The 14,037-nt window shown below is 64.9% G+C and carries 14 protein-coding genes; 5 read left to right on the forward strand and 9 right to left on the reverse strand.

The window, feature by feature from the left end; all coding sequences use genetic code 11:
- Positions 1 to 164: 164 nt before the first annotated feature.
- Entirely contained in the window at positions 165 to 1,421 is a 1,257-nt protein-coding gene (locus AB7290_RS03020; protein WP_085403604.1) for an aspartate kinase, read from the reverse strand.
- A gap of 174 nt (positions 1,422 to 1,595) precedes the next feature.
- Between AB7290_RS03020 and AB7290_RS03025 the strand changes: the two genes are divergently transcribed.
- From AB7290_RS03025 to AB7290_RS03035, 3 genes are all read left to right on the forward strand, one after another.
- The gene (locus AB7290_RS03025) at positions 1,596 to 2,063 is read left to right on the forward strand and encodes a PH domain-containing protein (protein WP_071908493.1); all 468 of its coding nucleotides are present in this window, start codon (positions 1,596 to 1,598) and stop codon (positions 2,061 to 2,063) included.
- 14 nt (positions 2,064 to 2,077) lie between these two features.
- Complete coding sequence (gene ubiG / locus AB7290_RS03030) at positions 2,078 to 2,851, forward strand: bifunctional 2-polyprenyl-6-hydroxyphenol methylase/3-demethylubiquinol 3-O-methyltransferase UbiG (protein ID WP_085403603.1); 774 nt, start codon at positions 2,078 to 2,080, stop codon at positions 2,849 to 2,851.
- 106 nt (positions 2,852 to 2,957) lie between these two features.
- Positions 2,958 to 3,857, forward strand: a complete 900-nt coding sequence (locus AB7290_RS03035; protein ID WP_085403602.1) for an EamA family transporter — start codon at positions 2,958 to 2,960, stop codon at positions 3,855 to 3,857.
- Here AB7290_RS03035 and AB7290_RS03040 read toward each other — a convergent pair.
- The 4 genes from AB7290_RS03040 to AB7290_RS03055 are packed head-to-tail and all read right to left on the reverse strand — an operon-like array spanning position 3,854 to position 6,328.
- Positions 3,854 to 4,336 (reverse strand): DUF1178 family protein, encoded by a 483-nt coding sequence (locus AB7290_RS03040; RefSeq protein ID WP_085403601.1) that lies wholly within the window; start codon positions 4,334 to 4,336, stop codon positions 3,854 to 3,856. The genes AB7290_RS03035 and AB7290_RS03040 overlap by 4 nt on opposite strands.
- Positions 4,333 to 5,211, reverse strand: coding sequence for a carbon-nitrogen hydrolase family protein (locus tag AB7290_RS03045; protein WP_085403600.1), 879 nt, complete (start codon positions 5,209 to 5,211; stop codon positions 4,333 to 4,335). The genes AB7290_RS03040 and AB7290_RS03045 overlap by 4 nt, the downstream gene beginning before the upstream one ends.
- Positions 5,208 to 5,483, reverse strand: a complete 276-nt coding sequence (gene grxC / locus AB7290_RS03050) for a glutaredoxin 3 (protein WP_063980577.1) — start codon at positions 5,481 to 5,483, stop codon at positions 5,208 to 5,210. The genes AB7290_RS03045 and grxC overlap by 4 nt, the downstream gene beginning before the upstream one ends.
- A 35-nt stretch (positions 5,484 to 5,518) precedes the next feature.
- Entirely contained in the window at positions 5,519 to 6,328 is an 810-nt protein-coding gene (locus tag AB7290_RS03055; protein WP_085403599.1) for a ComF family protein, read from the reverse strand.
- A 133-nt stretch (positions 6,329 to 6,461) separates the two neighbouring features.
- Between AB7290_RS03055 and AB7290_RS03060 the strand changes: the two genes are divergently transcribed.
- Positions 6,462 to 7,328 carry a methyltransferase domain-containing protein gene (locus AB7290_RS03060; protein ID WP_085403598.1) on the forward strand — a complete coding sequence of 289 codons (867 nt, stop codon included), beginning with the start codon at positions 6,462 to 6,464 and terminating at the stop codon, positions 7,326 to 7,328.
- A 139-nt stretch (positions 7,329 to 7,467) separates the two neighbouring features.
- On the opposite strand, the gene AB7290_RS03065 is transcribed toward AB7290_RS03060, so the two are convergent.
- The 3 genes from AB7290_RS03065 to AB7290_RS03075 all read right to left on the reverse strand — a co-directional run bounded on the left by AB7290_RS03065 (position 7,468) and on the right by AB7290_RS03075 (position 10,152).
- The gene (locus AB7290_RS03065) at positions 7,468 to 7,878 is read right to left on the reverse strand and encodes a (deoxy)nucleoside triphosphate pyrophosphohydrolase (RefSeq protein WP_028159577.1); all 411 of its coding nucleotides are present in this window, start codon (positions 7,876 to 7,878) and stop codon (positions 7,468 to 7,470) included.
- 11 nt (positions 7,879 to 7,889) lie between these two features.
- The gene (gene argJ, locus AB7290_RS03070; protein ID WP_085403597.1) at positions 7,890 to 9,131 is read right to left on the reverse strand and encodes a bifunctional glutamate N-acetyltransferase/amino-acid acetyltransferase ArgJ; all 1,242 of its coding nucleotides are present in this window, start codon (positions 9,129 to 9,131) and stop codon (positions 7,890 to 7,892) included.
- A gap of 100 nt (positions 9,132 to 9,231) precedes the next feature.
- The gene (locus AB7290_RS03075; RefSeq protein ID WP_063980581.1) at positions 9,232 to 10,152 is read right to left on the reverse strand and encodes a peptidylprolyl isomerase; all 921 of its coding nucleotides are present in this window, start codon (positions 10,150 to 10,152) and stop codon (positions 9,232 to 9,234) included.
- A gap of 354 nt (positions 10,153 to 10,506) precedes the next feature.
- Between AB7290_RS03075 and secA the strand changes: the two genes are divergently transcribed.
- Positions 10,507 to 13,347: a preprotein translocase subunit SecA gene (secA, locus tag AB7290_RS03080; RefSeq protein ID WP_085403596.1), complete on the forward strand. Its 2,841-nt coding sequence runs from the start codon at positions 10,507 to 10,509 to the stop codon at positions 13,345 to 13,347.
- Between the two features lie 233 nt (positions 13,348 to 13,580).
- Here the strand turns inward: secA and AB7290_RS03085 are convergent, their stop codons facing one another.
- A complete protein-coding gene (locus AB7290_RS03085) occupies positions 13,581 to 14,015 on the reverse strand; it encodes a MarR family winged helix-turn-helix transcriptional regulator (protein ID WP_014490415.1) in 435 nt (144 codons plus the stop codon).
- Positions 14,016 to 14,037: the final 22 nt, after the last annotated feature.

Genomic DNA, 14,037 nt, shown 5'->3' on the forward strand with positions numbered 1-14,037 from the left:
GCGCTTGCACCGAATCAGCGCCGCCTGAACTGGGACACAGTCTGCGGCAGCCCACCCTGTTCGCCGTATAGCGAATTGAGGCTTGTTTTGCCAAGCAAAACGCCTGCCAAACGCGAAGGTGTGTACACCTTCGCGTTTGCTGCGACCGCTAAGAGAAAATTCGTCTAGGCCTGATCGAGACCGTAGAGCGTGTGCAGGGTGCGTACTGCGAGCTCGGTATAGGCGGTGTCGATCAAAACCGAGAATTTGATCTCGGAGGTTGTGATGGCCCGGATGTTGATATTCCGTCCGGCGAGGGCCGAGAACGCCTGGGCGGCGACGCCGGCATGGCTGCGCATGCCGCTGCCGATTACCGATATCTTGGCGACGTCGGTGGCGGTATCGAGCCGGGCATAGCCGATCTTGGCCTTGGCGGCCGTGATCGTGTCCTTGGCGCGGGTGTAGTCGGCCGCCGGCACCGTGAAGGTGAGATCGGTGGTCTTGCCGTCCTCGGAGACGTTCTGCACGATCATGTCGACGTTGATGTTGGCATCCGCCAGCGGGCCGAAGATCGACGCTGCCACGCCGGGCTTGTCCTCGATCTGGCGTACCGAGATCTGGGCCTCGTCCTTCGAAAAGGCGATGCCGGTGACGACGTGGCTTTCCATGATCTCCTCCTCGCTGCAGATCAGCGTGCCGGGCGGCTGGTTGGCATGCGGGTCGATATCCTCGGGCTTGTCGAAGCTCGAGCGGACGAAGATCGGCATGTTGTGGACCATGCCGAGTTCCACCGAGCGGACCTGGAGCACTTTTGCGCCCTGGGAGGCCAGTTCCAGCATGTCTTCGAACGCGATCTTGTCGAGGCGGCGGGCCTTCGGCACGATTCGCGGGTCGGTGGTGTAGACGCCGTCGACATCGGTGTAGATGTCGCAGCGGTCGGCCTTGACGGCGGCGGCGATCGCCACGGCCGACGTATCGGAGCCGCCGCGGCCGAGCGTGGTGATGCGATTGGTCTCGGGATTGATGCCCTGGAAGCCGGCGATGACCGCGACCTCCTTGCGCTCCCGGAAGCGCTTGATGATCTCGCTGCCGTCGATGTCCTCGATCCGGGCCGAGGCATGGGCGTCGCTGGTCTTGATCGGGATCTGCCAGCCCTGCCAGGAGCGGGCCTGGATGCCCATGCCCTGAAGCACGATGGCGAGCAGGCCCGACGTCACCTGTTCGCCGGAGGCGACGACGGCGTCGTATTCGCGCGCGTCGTGCATCGGCGAGGCCTCGGTGCACCAGGCCACCAGCTCGTTGGTTTTACCGGACATCGCCGAGACGACCACGGCCACTTCATGGCCGGCGTCGACCTCACGCTTCACATGGCGTGCGACGTTGCGGATACGTTCGATATTGGCGACGGACGTGCCGCCGAATTTCATCACGAGGCGGCTCATGACGACGCGTGCATTCCCTCATAAGGATCAGTATGGTGACCCGCACCGGACGGGTGCCAGCGGACACCGACCGCGCGTATACATAGCGGCGGGGCCGGGGGCAAGCGGGTTCCTGCGGGGGCAGGGTAAGGTCCGACCTAAGGTCTGGCTTGGGGGTATGGGTTAACCGAGATCATGGCGCGTTATATCGACGAGATCCTGCAACCGGGCGAGCGGGTGCTGTATTCGACCAATGCGCACTGGATCTTCTATTTTCCGGCCATCGTGGCCTGGATCGTGGCTCTCGCCTTTCTCGTCCTGATGCCGCAGGCCACGGCCGATGGCCTCAGGGTGCTGTGCCTCATAGCCGCCGGCGTCGTAGCTCTGGCCGCCCTTTACTGGACCATCAAGGGCTGGTTCCATCGCTTCACGACCGAGACCGACGTCACCAACTTGCGGGTTGTGCACAAGACGGGGTTCATCAAGCGCCGGACCTTTGAAATGGCGCTGGACAAGGTCGAGAGTGTCGACGTCGACCAGTCGATTCTTGGACGTATTCTCAACTACGGCGACGTGACGATTCGCGGCGTTGGCGAGGGGATCGAAAAGATCACGACCGTCGACACGCCGCTCGCCTTCCGTAGTTCGATCACCACGCGGTAGGACCGCGCCTAACCATGAGCATGCAGCAAAATACTTCCGCAACCGCCACCGCCCAGCCGGGCTCGACCGTCGACGCCGCCGAGATCGCGAAATTCTCGAAACTTTCGGCCGAGTGGTGGGACCCCAACGGCAAGATGGCCCCGCTGCATCGGATCAACCCGTTGCGGCTCGGCTATATCCGCGACGCCGCCTGCCGCAAGTTCGAGCGCAATGTGCGCAGCCTCAACTGCCTCGGCGGCCTGCGCGTGCTCGACATCGGCTGCGGCGCCGGCCTGTTGTGCGAGCCGCTGTCGCGCCTCGGTGCCCAGGTCATCGGCGTCGATCCCTCGGTCAGCAACATCGCCGCCGCGAAGCTGCATGCCGACAAGAGCCATCTGTCGATCGATTACCGCTGCACCACGGTCGAGGAGATCGACCCGCGCGAGCGCTTCGACATCGTGCTGGCGATGGAAGTGGTCGAGCACGTCGTCGATGTCGGCGTTTTCCTCAAGCGCTGCGCGGCGCTGCTGAAGCCGAACGGGCTGATGGTGGTCTCGACGCTGAACCGGAACTGGAAGAGCTTCGCGCTCGCCATCGTCGGCGCCGAATACGTCCTGCGCTGGCTGCCGCGCGGCACCCATGAATGGAACAAGTTCGTCACCCCCGACGAGCTGACGAAGTATCTTTTGGACAACCGTCTCGTTATCACCGAGCAGACCGGCGTCGTCTACTCACCCTTCGCCGACAGATGGACCCTCTCCTCCGACATGGACGTGAACTACATGGTCGTGGCGGAAGGGATGGTCTGAGGGGTACGCGAGGCGCGAGCATCGCACCCATGACGTGGGCGTGATTGACCTGCTTCGCCGCTAGCGGCAGGTTGGCCACGGCTTCCCCTCCTACCGCTCTACCCGCATGCTTACCATCGCCAGCCTCTGGATTCCCTTCACCGTCATTGCTGCGCTAGGCCAGGTCGCGCGCAATGCGATGCAGCGGTCGCTGACGAAGCCGCTGGGGACCTGGGGCGCGACCAATATCCGCTTCCTGTTCGGCTTCCCGTTCTCGCTGCTGTTTCTGGGCGTGGTGCTGGTCGCGACCGGTGATCACCTCGGCATGCCGCCGACCGTGTTCTGGCCCTGGCTGCTGCTCGGGGCGCTCAGCCAGATCGTTGCGACCGGGCTGATGCTGCTCGCGATGAACGATCGCTCCTTCGTGGTGACGACGGCCTACCTCAAGACCGAGGCGATCCAGACCGCGATTTTCGGCTTCGTCTTCCTCGGCGATCACCTGACCTGGCTGAAGGTGCTGGCGATCGTGATCGCGACCGTCGGCGTCGTCATCACCGCACTTCGGCCCGGCGGCGAGAAGAGCTTTGCGGAATTGAGGCCGACCATCACGGGCCTCGTTGCGGCCGCGGCGTTCGCGCTCTCAGCCGTTGGCTTCCGCGGCGCCATCATCAACGTGCCTGACGTCTCCTTCGTGACGGCAGCGTCGTTCACGCTGGTGCTCGGCCTGTTCGTGCAGACGCTGATCCTGACCATCTATCTGCTCTGGCGGGCGCCAAAGGTGCTCCAGTCGATCCTGGGATTGTGGAAGCCGTCGCTGCTCGCCGGCTTCATGGGCGCCTTCGCCTCGCAATTCTGGTTCCTGGCCTTCGCGCTGACGGCCGCCGCCAACGTCCGCACGCTCGCTTTGATCGAGGTGCTGTTCGCGCAAGGCGTGGCGTATTACTCGTTCAAGCAGCCGATCGCGCCGCGCGAGATCTTTGGTATCGCGCTGATCGTGGTTGGCGTTGCGGTGCTGGTGGGGGCCTAGTTCCTATCTTCCGGCAGCGTCGGCAGCGGCGACACCTCGATGCCTTCGTCGATCAGCGACTTTGCCTCGTCGGGCGAAGCCTCGCCATAGATCGGGCGGTGCTCCTTGTCGCCGTAATGCATCGCGCGGGCTTCATTCGCAAAGCGCTCGCCGACATTGTCGGCGTGCTTGACGATGTGATCGCGCAGCTCCTTGAGCTTGGCGCGCAACTCGCGCTCCTGCGCCATCATCAGCGAGGTCGGTCCCGACGGCGCAGCCTCGGGCGCAGGCGTTGAGGCCGGCTCCGGCAGCGGCGTCGCCCGTCCGCGGCCCTTCTTGCCGATGATCCGCGGGGCCATGATCGCCTTCTCGACCTTGGCCGAGCCGCAGATCGGGCAAGTCACGAGCTTGCGCTTCACCTGCGAATCATAAGCCGACGAGCTCTGGAACCAGCTTTCGAATGCGTGGCTTTGGTCGCAGTGGAGCGCGTAGCGGATCATGCCGATCCCCGCACGAGGTGGAGATGGTCCGGCCCGGCCTTGGGATCGGCGACGCCGAAGCGGCGGCCGTGCTGGAGCGAGGGGATCGCGCGGCGGGCGGTCTCGACCTTGGCCGGGTCGATCTTGGCCATGATGATCCCGGGCTCGACGTCGCCCTCGGCGAGGATCTCGCCCCAGGGGTCGATGATCAGCGAGTGGCCGAACGTCTCGCGCTTGTTCTCGTGCAGGCCGGCCTGCGCGGCGGCGAAGATGAAGCAGCCGGTCTCGATCGCGCGCGAGCGCAGCAGGATGTGCCAATGCGCCTCGCCGGTCTTGCGGGTGAAGGCCGACGGCACGGTGATAAAATACGCGCCGCTCTCGGCCAGCGCGCGGTAGAGCGCGGGGAAGCGCACGTCGTAGCAGATCGTCAGCCCGACGCGACCCCAGGGCAGGTCGGAGATCACGGCAGTCTCGCCCGGCTGGTAGTTGGCGGATTCGCGATAGCTCTCGCCGTCCGGCAACTCGATGTCGAACATGTGGATCTTGTCGTAGCTCGCGAGCACACTGCCCTCGGGCCCGATCAGGAAAGAGCGGTTGACCGCTTTTTCGTCCGAGTAGCGCAGCGCCAGCGATCCGACATGAATGTGAATTCCGAGTTCCGCCGCGAGCGCGCGATAGGCCTTCAGCGAGGTGTCGTCCTCTTCGATCTGGAGGTGCTCGAACAACGCCTTTCGGTTGAGCTGCATCATGTTGCTGACTTCGGGCGTCTGCACGTAGTCGGCGCCGTTGGCGGCAGCCTGCCGGATCAGCCTGGTGGCCTGCGCGAGGCTCGGCTCGGGCATCAGGCCGGTGCGCATCTGGATCATTGCGGCGGTGAAGGTGCGATCCTCGCTCATGACACCGCCTTTACGCTTTCGAGCAGGCCGTCGAGCTTGCCCTCGCGGTCGAGCGCATAGAGCTCGTCGCAACCGCCGACATGGGTTCCGCCGATCCAGATCTGCGGGAAAGTCGAGCCCCCGCCGGCGCGGTCGTACATCTCTTCGCGCCAGGACGGGTTCCTGGCGATGTCGAACTCCGTGAAGGTTGCCTTCTTGCGGGTCAGCAGCGATTTGGCGGCGGAACAATAGCCACAGCCCGGCCTGGTGTAGATTTCGACAGCGTCGGTCATGTCGTGTGGCGCTCTCATGTCATGAAGTCATTGAATTATATGGGACGGGGGCCGCTCTCGACAACCCGGGCGAAGACCAGCACGTCCACCTGGGCCGCCTTGGCGCGGAGCAGGGCCCGCGCACAGGCGTCCAGCGTCGCCCCTGAGGTGAGGACATCGTCGATCAGGACGATGCGGCGGCCCTGGATTTCCACCTGGCGGTCGGGGGATACCTGGAATGCACCCTGCACATTGGTGGCGCGCTGGGTCCGCGACAGGCCGATCTGCTGCTCGGTCGCGCGCACCCGGCGCAGCACTTCGCCGCACACCCTGACACCGCTCTGCCGCGCGATGATGCGCGCCAGCGCCCCGGACTGGTTGTAGCGGCGCCGCCACGCCCGGCGCCAATGCAGGGGAACGGGCACCAGCATGTCGGCTCCGGTGAGCAGTTCGGCGCCCGCGCGCGCCATCCAGCGACCCATGGCCGGCGCCAGATCGGTACGGTCCTGGTATTTCAGCGCATGCACCAGCGTGCGCGCGACGTCGTCATAGCGCACCGCCGCGCGTGCACGCTGGTAGGCCGGCGGGCTGGCGATCGCCTCCATCGACAGCATCTCGGGGCCGGGATCATAGACGAAGGGAATGCCGAGCCGTGGGCAATAGGGCCGTTCGATGAACGACAGCCGCGCCCAGCAGGCCGCGCAAACGCCCTCGCCGTCGACCGGCTCGCGGCAGGACACGCACAGCGTCGGCAGCGCAATGTCGAGCGCGAGCCGTGCGGCGCGTGACAGCACGTGGCGGCCGGCCGTCCACGCGGCACGCAACGGCGCGGCGATGGAGCGGGTGGGGGCGGCGTCGGCTTCCATGGGGAGAGGCTAGCGTTCTGTTTACGGGGGCTCAAGCCACACTCTCGTGCCACGCAGCGCAGCGCTCCCGGCGATGCGAAGCATCGTCCGGTGCGGTGCGCTGCAGAGCCGGGACACGAGAGAGGAGATTGCCATGGCGGTCGTGATCGGCGTAACCAGCGGCATGGCCCAGAACCCGCAAACCCCGCCCGCTCTGTTCGATCGCGCATTGCTGCATGCGCGGCAGCGGCGCGCTCATGCGCAGGGCGAGGTGACATTCCTGCTCGATCGTGTTGCAGAGGACATGACCGACCGGCTGGCCGCCGTGATGCGGGAGTTTCATGCTGCGGCCGATCTCTGGACACCCGGAGAGGGGCTCACGGGGCTGCCATCACTCCAGCGGATCGCGCTCGACGAAGCGGGCGTGGAAAAACTGCCCTTTGCCCCGGAAAGTCTCGATCTCGTCGTCTCGGCACTGGCGCTGCAATTCGTCAACGACCTGCCGGGGGTGCTTGCGCAGGTGCGGCGTGCGCTGAAGCCGGACGGATTGCTGCTCGCCGCGATGATCGGCGGCGACAGCCTGACCGAACTGCGGCAGGTCTTTGCGGCGGCCGAAGCCGAATGCGAGGGCGGCGTGTCGCCGCGCGTGGCCCCGTTCGCGGATTTGCGCGACATCGGCGCGCTGTTGCAGCGGGCGGGCTTTGCGCTTCCGGTCACCGATGTCGACCGTGTCGTGGTGCGCTACGCCAATGCGTTTGCGCTGATGCAGGATCTCCGCCGCATGGGCGCGGCCAATGTGTTGATCGAGCGGCGACGCACGCCGACGCCCCGCGCGACGCTGCTGCGCATGGCCGAAATCTACGCCGAACGCTTTGCCGATGCCGACGGCCGCATCCGTGCGACGTTCGACATCATCTGGCTCTCCGGCTGGGCCCCGCATGCGAGCCAGCAGCAGCCGCTGAAGCCGGGATCGGCGAAAGCGAGCCTGGCGGAGGCGGTGAAGAAGGCGGGGAAGGAGTGATCCTCATGGTGAGGAGGCGCGTAAGGCGCGCTTAGCGGACGATGCTTCGCATCGCCGCGAGAACTATGCAGGCCCGGCTCTTGCCGTGCGGCCATCCTTCGAGACGCGCGTGCCGCGCTCCTCAGGATGAGGTCCGTACTCACATCAGCAAATCAATCAGATGCGGGATCAGCGGAATGTCCGCGGGCGGCATCGGGTAGTCGCGCAGCTTGTTGGCGCGGACCCAGGCCAGGGTCTGGCCTTCGCGCGGGGTGACCAGCCCCTCCCAGCGCCGGCAGATGTAAAGCGGCATCAGCAGGTGAAAGGTCTCGTAGCCGTAGCTCGCAAAGGTCAACGGCGCCAGGCACGGTTCGGCGACGGTGATGCCGAGCTCTTCATGCAGCTCGCGGATCAGGCTCTGCTCCGGCCGCTCGCCGGGCTCACACTTGCCGCCGGGGAATTCCCAGAGGCCCGCAAGCGTCTTGCCCTCCGGGCGCTGCGCGATCAGGACGCGCTTGTCGGCGTCGACAAGCGCGCAGGCCACCACCAATGTCAGTTTGAGATCGGCCATCGGCGTTCGGTTTAAGACCTGTAATCCCCGTTGATCGCGACATACTCCTTCGTCAGGTCGCAGGTCAGCACGCGGTCGCGGCCCTTGCCGAGGCCGAGCGAGACCTTGATGGCGATTTCCGGGGCCTTCATCGCTTCCGACACCTGCGCCTCGTCATAGGACGGATCGCGCGCGCCGCTCTTGGCGACGCGGATGCCGTTGAAGGAGATCGAGAGCTTGTCGCGATCGGCCGGCTCGCCGGCCTTGCCGACCGCCATCACCACGCGGCCCCAATTGGCGTCCTCGCCGGCGATCGCGGTCTTGACCAGCGGCGAGTTCGCAATCGACATCGCGATCTTGCGCGCCGACGCCTTGGTCTTGGCGCCTTCCACGGTGATCTCGACCAGCTTGCGCGCGCCTTCGCCGTCGCGGGCGACCTGCTCGGAGAGATTGGCGAGCAGCTGGTTGAAGGCTTTCACGAAGGCCTTCAGGCGGGGGTCGTTGGCGCGGCTGATCTTTGGTGCGCCGTGCGCGGCGGCGGCGCCGGTGGCGAAGGCCAGCAGCGTATCCGAGGTCGAGGTGTCGCCGTCGATCGTCACCGCGTTAAAGGTGTCCTCGACGCCGCTCTTGAGCAATGCTTGCAGGGCCGCGGGTGCGATCGGCGCGTCGGTGAAGATGAAGGACAGCATCGTCGCCATATCGGGCGCGATCATGCCGGCGCCCTTGGCCATGCCGTTGATGGTGACCTTGGCCTTGCCGAGCTTGACGGTCGCGGTCGCGACCTTCGGGAAGGTGTCGGTGGTCATGATGGCCTTGGCCGCGGCGAGATAGTCGCCGGACTCGGCAGTCTCGGCCAGCCGGCCGAGCACACCGTCGAACTTGGTCGCGTCCAGCGGCTCGCCGATCACGCCAGTCGAGGCCAGGAAGATCTCACCCTCGCTGCATCCGACCGCCTTGGCCGCGATCTTCGCGGTCAGCGCGGTGGAGCTGCGTCCGGTCTTGCCGGTGAAGGCATTGGCGTTGCCGGAATTCACCACCAGCGCGCGCGCCTTGCCGCCCTTCAGCTTGGCGCGGCACCATTCCACCGGCGCGGAGGGGCATTTCGACCTGGTGAAGACGCCCGCGACCGCGGTGCCCTTGTCCATTACCGCCAGCAGCACGTCGGTGCGGTTCTTGTAGCGGATGCCGGCTTCGGCCGTCGCAAGGCGGACGCCCGCGATCACGGGCATGTCGGGGACAGTTTTGGGGGCGAGCGGGGAGACGGAGGAGGACATCGGGGCGCCTTGGTGAGGTCTGGATATGCAGATGGCCGGGCATTTGCCCGGCCATTGCGACGTTAGATACTATTGGCGTCCGCGAAGTGACAGCGAATTCTTACTTCTTCGCGGGGGGCGCCATCTTGCTGTCGGACGGCTTGGCAGGGTCGGCCGGCTTGGCATCCGGTTTGGCATCCGCTGCCGGCTGGTCCGTCCGCTCGACCTTGGCTTCCGCGCGGAGCTTGGCGACGTAGTCGGCCTGGGCCTTGCGGGTGACGTACTGCTCGATCTGGGCCTTGACCTGCTCGAAGTCCGGCGCCTTGCGGTTGCGCTTTTCCTCGACCTTGATGATGTGCCAGCCGAACTGCGACTTCACGGGATCGGAGATCTTGCCCGGCTCCAGCGTGAAGGCCACGGCCGAGAACTCCGGCACCATCTGCTCCTTGGTGAAGAAGCCGAGGTCGCCGCCATCGGCGGAGCCCGGATCCTTGGACTTCTTCTTGGCGAGTTCGGCGAAATCGGCGCCCTTGTCGAGCTCGGCCTTCACCGCCTTGGCCTCGTCCTCGGTCTCGACCAGGATGTGGCGGGCGCGGACCTCCTGCTCGCCGGTGATCTGCTTGGAGGCCTCCTCATAGACCTTCTTCATGGCGTCGGGGGTGGTGGCGGCCTTGCCCTCGTTGGCGAGCAGGCTGTCCATCAGCAGGCGGTTCCGGGCGAACGCCAGGCGCTTCTTGAACTCGTCGCCGTCGGCGACCTTCTTGTCCTCGGCAGCCTTGCTGACGATCTTCATGTCGATCAGGAAGGACAGCACGTTCTCGTCCTTGGTCGCCGGGTCCATCTGGGCGAGGCTCGCCCCGAGTTCCTCCTCGGCCATGGCAACGTCGCTCTTCTTGATTTCCGCGCCATTGACCTTCGCCAGCACCGGATCGTCGGCAGCCCGGCCGGGACCCGCGATCAGCGCCAACGCAAGGCAGCCCACGAGGGCGGTGGCGAGGCCGAAGCGCAGGCCGGTTTTGGTTACCGGGAACGAGGTGGTCATGGAAAATCCTTTTGTTGAAGCAGGGGGCTGCTCTAGCGGGGCGGACACTCGCCCAATTCAGGGGGGCTTGGCAACGCGAAAAGTCTGTCAAAATGATGAATTAGCCGCAATGCGCCCGCCGTTGACAAGGCCCTGACCGGGCCATATCTCTGCCCGGTCGCGACCATGGCGATGGCGTTTATTTTGCTGCGTTTTTGGCCGTTGAACCCAGACTTGCCCAATTCCCACCCATATGGCGGATGACCCCCCGCAGTCCGGGCTCTGCCGCCATCAGGCGTCACGGTGAGTTGATAGGCAGGGGGGTGACAACTTCTTGGCTGCAACGCGGTTGAATCGCGAACACAGGAACTAGGCATGATCGGCGCGCTCGCCCGCAAGTTTTTCGGCTCCGCCAACGACCGGCGGGTGAAGGGATACCAGTCCCGCGTCAACGCGATCAACGCGCTGGAGCCGGAGGTTTCGAAACTCTCCGACGAGGCACTGAAGGCCCGCACCGTCGAGTTCAAGAAACAGCTCGCCGAGGGCAAGACGCTCGACGATCTGCTGGTGCCGGCCTTCGCCACCGTGCGCGAGGCCGCCAAGCGCACGCTCGGCCAGCGGCATTTCGACGTGCAGCTGATCGGCGGCATCGTGCTGCACGAGGGCGACATCGCGGAGATGAAGACCGGCGAAGGCAAGACGCTGGTCGCAACGCTCGCGGTGTACCTAAACGCGCTCGCGGGCAAGGGCATCCACGTCGTCACCGTCAACGACTACCTCGCCCGCCGCGACTCCGGCTGGATGGGCCAGATCTACAGCTTCCTCGGCTTGACCACCGGCGTCATCGTCCACGGCCTCGACGATTCCGAACGCAAGGCTGCCTATGCCTGCGACATCACCTACGGCACCAACAACGAATACGGCTTCGACTATCTGCGCGACAACATGAAGTACCGGCTCGAGGACATGGTCCAGCGGCCGCACTTCTACGCCATCGTCGACGAAGTCGACTCCATCCTGATCGACGAAGCGCGCACGCCGCTGATCATCTCCGGCCCGCTCGACGACCGTTCGGACTTCTACAACACCATCGACGGCTTCCTGCCCAAGCTCGACAAGACCGATTACGAGGTCGACGAGAAGCAGCGCACGGTGACGCTGACCGAAGGCGGCATGGAGAAGATTGAGACGTTGCTGCGCGACGCCGGCCAGCTCAAGGGCGAGTCGCTCTACGACGTCGAGAACGTTTCCGTCGTGCACCACATCAACCAGGCGCTGCGCGCCCACACGCTGTTCACGCGCGACAAGGACTACATCGTCCGCGACGACGAGGTCGTCATCATCGACGAGTTCACGGGACGCATGATGGCCGGCCGACGTTATTCGGAAGGCCTGCACCAGGCGCTTGAAGCCAAGGAGCATGTCCAGGTTCAGCCGGAAAACCAGACGCTGGCCTCGATCACCTTCCAGAACTACTTCCGGATGTACGAAAAGCTCGCCGGCATGACCGGCACGGCGTTGACCGAAGCCGACGAACTCTTCGACATCTACAAGCTCGAAGTCGTGGAGATCCCGACCAACGTGCCGGTCGGCCGCCTCGACGAGGACGACGAGGTCTATCGAACCCAGAACGAGAAATACGCCGCGATCCTGGCCGAGATCGAGCGCGCCAATGCGCGACTGCAGCCGGTGCTGGTCGGCACCGCCTCGATCGAAAAATCGGAAGTGATCGCCGAATACCTCAAGAAGCACGGCTACCGGCAGATCGATTTCGGCAACGAGAATTCGATGCAGAAGCTGTACGCCGCGGCCCGCGCCGGCAAGCCGGCAAAACTGTTCGCGGTGCTGAACGCGCGCTTCCACGAGCAGGAAGCCTATATCGTCGCGGAAGCCGGCGTGCCCGGCGCGATCACGATCGCGACCAACATGGCCGGCCGCGGTACCGACATCAAGCTCGGCGGCTCGCTCGAGATGCGGGTCCAGCAGGAGACCGCCGGCATCGAGGACGAGGCCGAGAAGGCGAAGAAGATCGAGCAGATCAAGGCCGACATCGAGCACTTCCGCGACATCGTGCTGAACGCCGAGGAAGAGGTCGAAATCGAGCCGGCGAAGGGCTCGAAGCCCGCCAAGACCGTGAAGAAGCCCGGCGGCCTCTACATCATGGGATCCGAGCGTCACGAATCCCGCCGCATCGACAACCAGCTGCGCGGCCGTTCCGGCCGTCAGGGCGACCCCGGCCGCTCGAAGTTCTTCCTGTCGCTGGAAGACGATCTGATGCGCATCTTCGGCTCAGATCGCCTCGACAGCATGCTGCAGCGTCTCGGCCTGAAGGAAGGCGAGGCGATCATCCATCCCTGGATCAACAAGGCGCTCGAGAAGGCGCAGCAGAAGGTCGAGGCGCGCAACTTCGACATCCGCAAGAACCTGCTGAAGTTCGACAACGTCCAGAACGACCAGCGCAAGGTGATCTTCGACCAGCGCGTCGACCTGATGAAGGACGACAGCGTCGCCGAGACCGTTACCGACATGCGCCACGCCTTCATCGACGACCTCGTCGCCAAGCACGTGCCCGAGCATGCCTATGCCGAGCAGTGGGATGTCGCCGGCCTGAAGGAAGAGCTGAAGCGCGTGCTCGATCTCGACCTGCCGGTCGACGAATGGGCCAAGGAAGAGGGCATCGCCGACGAGGAGTTGCTCTCGCGCATCGAGACCAAAGCCGACGAGCACATGGCGGCCAAGGTCGGGCAATGGGGTCCCGACGTGATGCGCTACGTCGAGAAGACCATTCTGCTCCAGACGCTCGACCATCTCTGGCGCGAGCATCTGATCATGCTCGACCATCTGCGCCAGGTCATCGGCCTGCGTGGTTACGGCCAGCGCGATCCGTTGCAGGAGTACAAGACCGAGGCCTTCAATCTCTTCCAGGAGATGAGCGCGCATCTGCGTGAGGCCGTCACGGCGCAGCTGATGCGCGTCGAGATCGTCCCGCCGGAGCAGGAAGCTCCTGTCCTGCCGCCGATGGAAGCGCACAAGTTCGACCCCAACACAGGCGAGGACGAAATGGCGCTCGCCAGCGTCACGCTCGGTGCGCAGGCTTCCGACGCAGCTCTTCGCGATCCGAAGAACCCCGCCAGCTGGGGCAAGGTCGGCCGTAACGAGGATTGCCCCTGCGGCTCAGGCAAGAAGTACAAGCACTGCCACGGGCGGTACGCCTAGCCGCTAGCCCCGCTGTCATGCGCGCGTGACACGCGATGTTCGTGCCTCACGCTCCACTGTCCTCGCCCGGCTCGACCGGGCGACCCAGTACGCCGCGGCCTCTCGGTTGAATCACTAACGTCTCTGGAATACTGGATCGCCCGCTTTCGCGGGCGATGGCGGCTGAGTGTGTGTGGCGATTTGCGCTACGCCCTCACGAGATGAAGTGTTGCGAGAGCGCGCCAAGCCAACGCTCAATTCGAGCTGTCGATCAAGCTCTCGAGCAGCCGCTTCAATTCGCTCGTCGACTTGTCGCCGTAGCTCTCCAGGATGTGCTCCTCCTGGTCGACCGCGAGCGAGTTGAGCTTCTTGCACAGCACCTTGCCGCGGTCGGAGATGAACATCAAAACCTTGCGGCGATCATTCGGGTCCTGCACGCGATAGACCAGCGTGTCGGAGACCATGCGGTCGATCATCTTGGTCAGCGTTGGATGATTGAGCAGCACCGCGTCCGCGAGTTCGCCCATCGAGTGGCCATCGCCGTCCGACAACACCTTAAGGATGCGCCACTGCTCGACGGGAACGCCTTCCTTGCTCAGGCGCAGTTCCAGCTGCCGGTTGATCTCCCGGTTGGCTTGCGCGAGCAGGTAGGCGAGGTGTTCGGTGATCGGGGAGTTCGGTTTTGCCACGGCTAAGACTTCGTCTTGACCC

The sequence above is a fragment of the Bradyrhizobium sp. 613_E4_N2_2 genome (assembly GCF_052075995.1).
Classification (GTDB): Bacteria; Pseudomonadota; Alphaproteobacteria; order Rhizobiales; family Xanthobacteraceae; genus Bradyrhizobium; species Bradyrhizobium barranii.

Coding starts and splice junctions, on each gene's coding strand:
- AB7290_RS03075 (WP_063980581.1), bottom strand. CDS start 10,152: ATGACCACCTCGTTCCCGGTAACCAAAACCGGCCTGCGCTTCGGCCTC.
- AB7290_RS03045 (WP_085403600.1), bottom strand. CDS start 5,211: ATGAGCGAGGATCGCACCTTCACCGCCGCAATGATCCAGATGCGCACC.
- AB7290_RS03055 (WP_085403599.1), bottom strand. CDS start 6,328: ATGGAAGCCGACGCCGCCCCCACCCGCTCCATCGCCGCGCCGTTGCGT.
- AB7290_RS03040 (WP_085403601.1), bottom strand. CDS start 4,336: ATGATCCGCTACGCGCTCCACTGCGACCAAAGCCACGCATTCGAAAGC.
- argJ (WP_085403597.1), bottom strand. CDS start 9,131: ATGTCCTCCTCCGTCTCCCCGCTCGCCCCCAAAACTGTCCCCGACATG.
- AB7290_RS03020 (WP_085403604.1), bottom strand. CDS start 1,421: ATGAGCCGCCTCGTGATGAAATTCGGCGGCACGTCCGTCGCCAATATC.
- AB7290_RS03060 (WP_085403598.1), top strand. CDS start 6,462: ATGGCGGTCGTGATCGGCGTAACCAGCGGCATGGCCCAGAACCCGCAA.
- AB7290_RS03025 (WP_071908493.1), top strand. CDS start 1,596: ATGGCGCGTTATATCGACGAGATCCTGCAACCGGGCGAGCGGGTGCTG.
- AB7290_RS03035 (WP_085403602.1), top strand. CDS start 2,958: ATGCTTACCATCGCCAGCCTCTGGATTCCCTTCACCGTCATTGCTGCG.
- grxC (WP_063980577.1), bottom strand. CDS start 5,483: ATGACCGACGCTGTCGAAATCTACACCAGGCCGGGCTGTGGCTATTGT.
- secA (WP_085403596.1), top strand. CDS start 10,507: ATGATCGGCGCGCTCGCCCGCAAGTTTTTCGGCTCCGCCAACGACCGG.
- ubiG (WP_085403603.1), top strand. CDS start 2,078: ATGAGCATGCAGCAAAATACTTCCGCAACCGCCACCGCCCAGCCGGGC.
- AB7290_RS03065 (WP_028159577.1), bottom strand. CDS start 7,878: ATGGCCGATCTCAAACTGACATTGGTGGTGGCCTGCGCGCTTGTCGAC.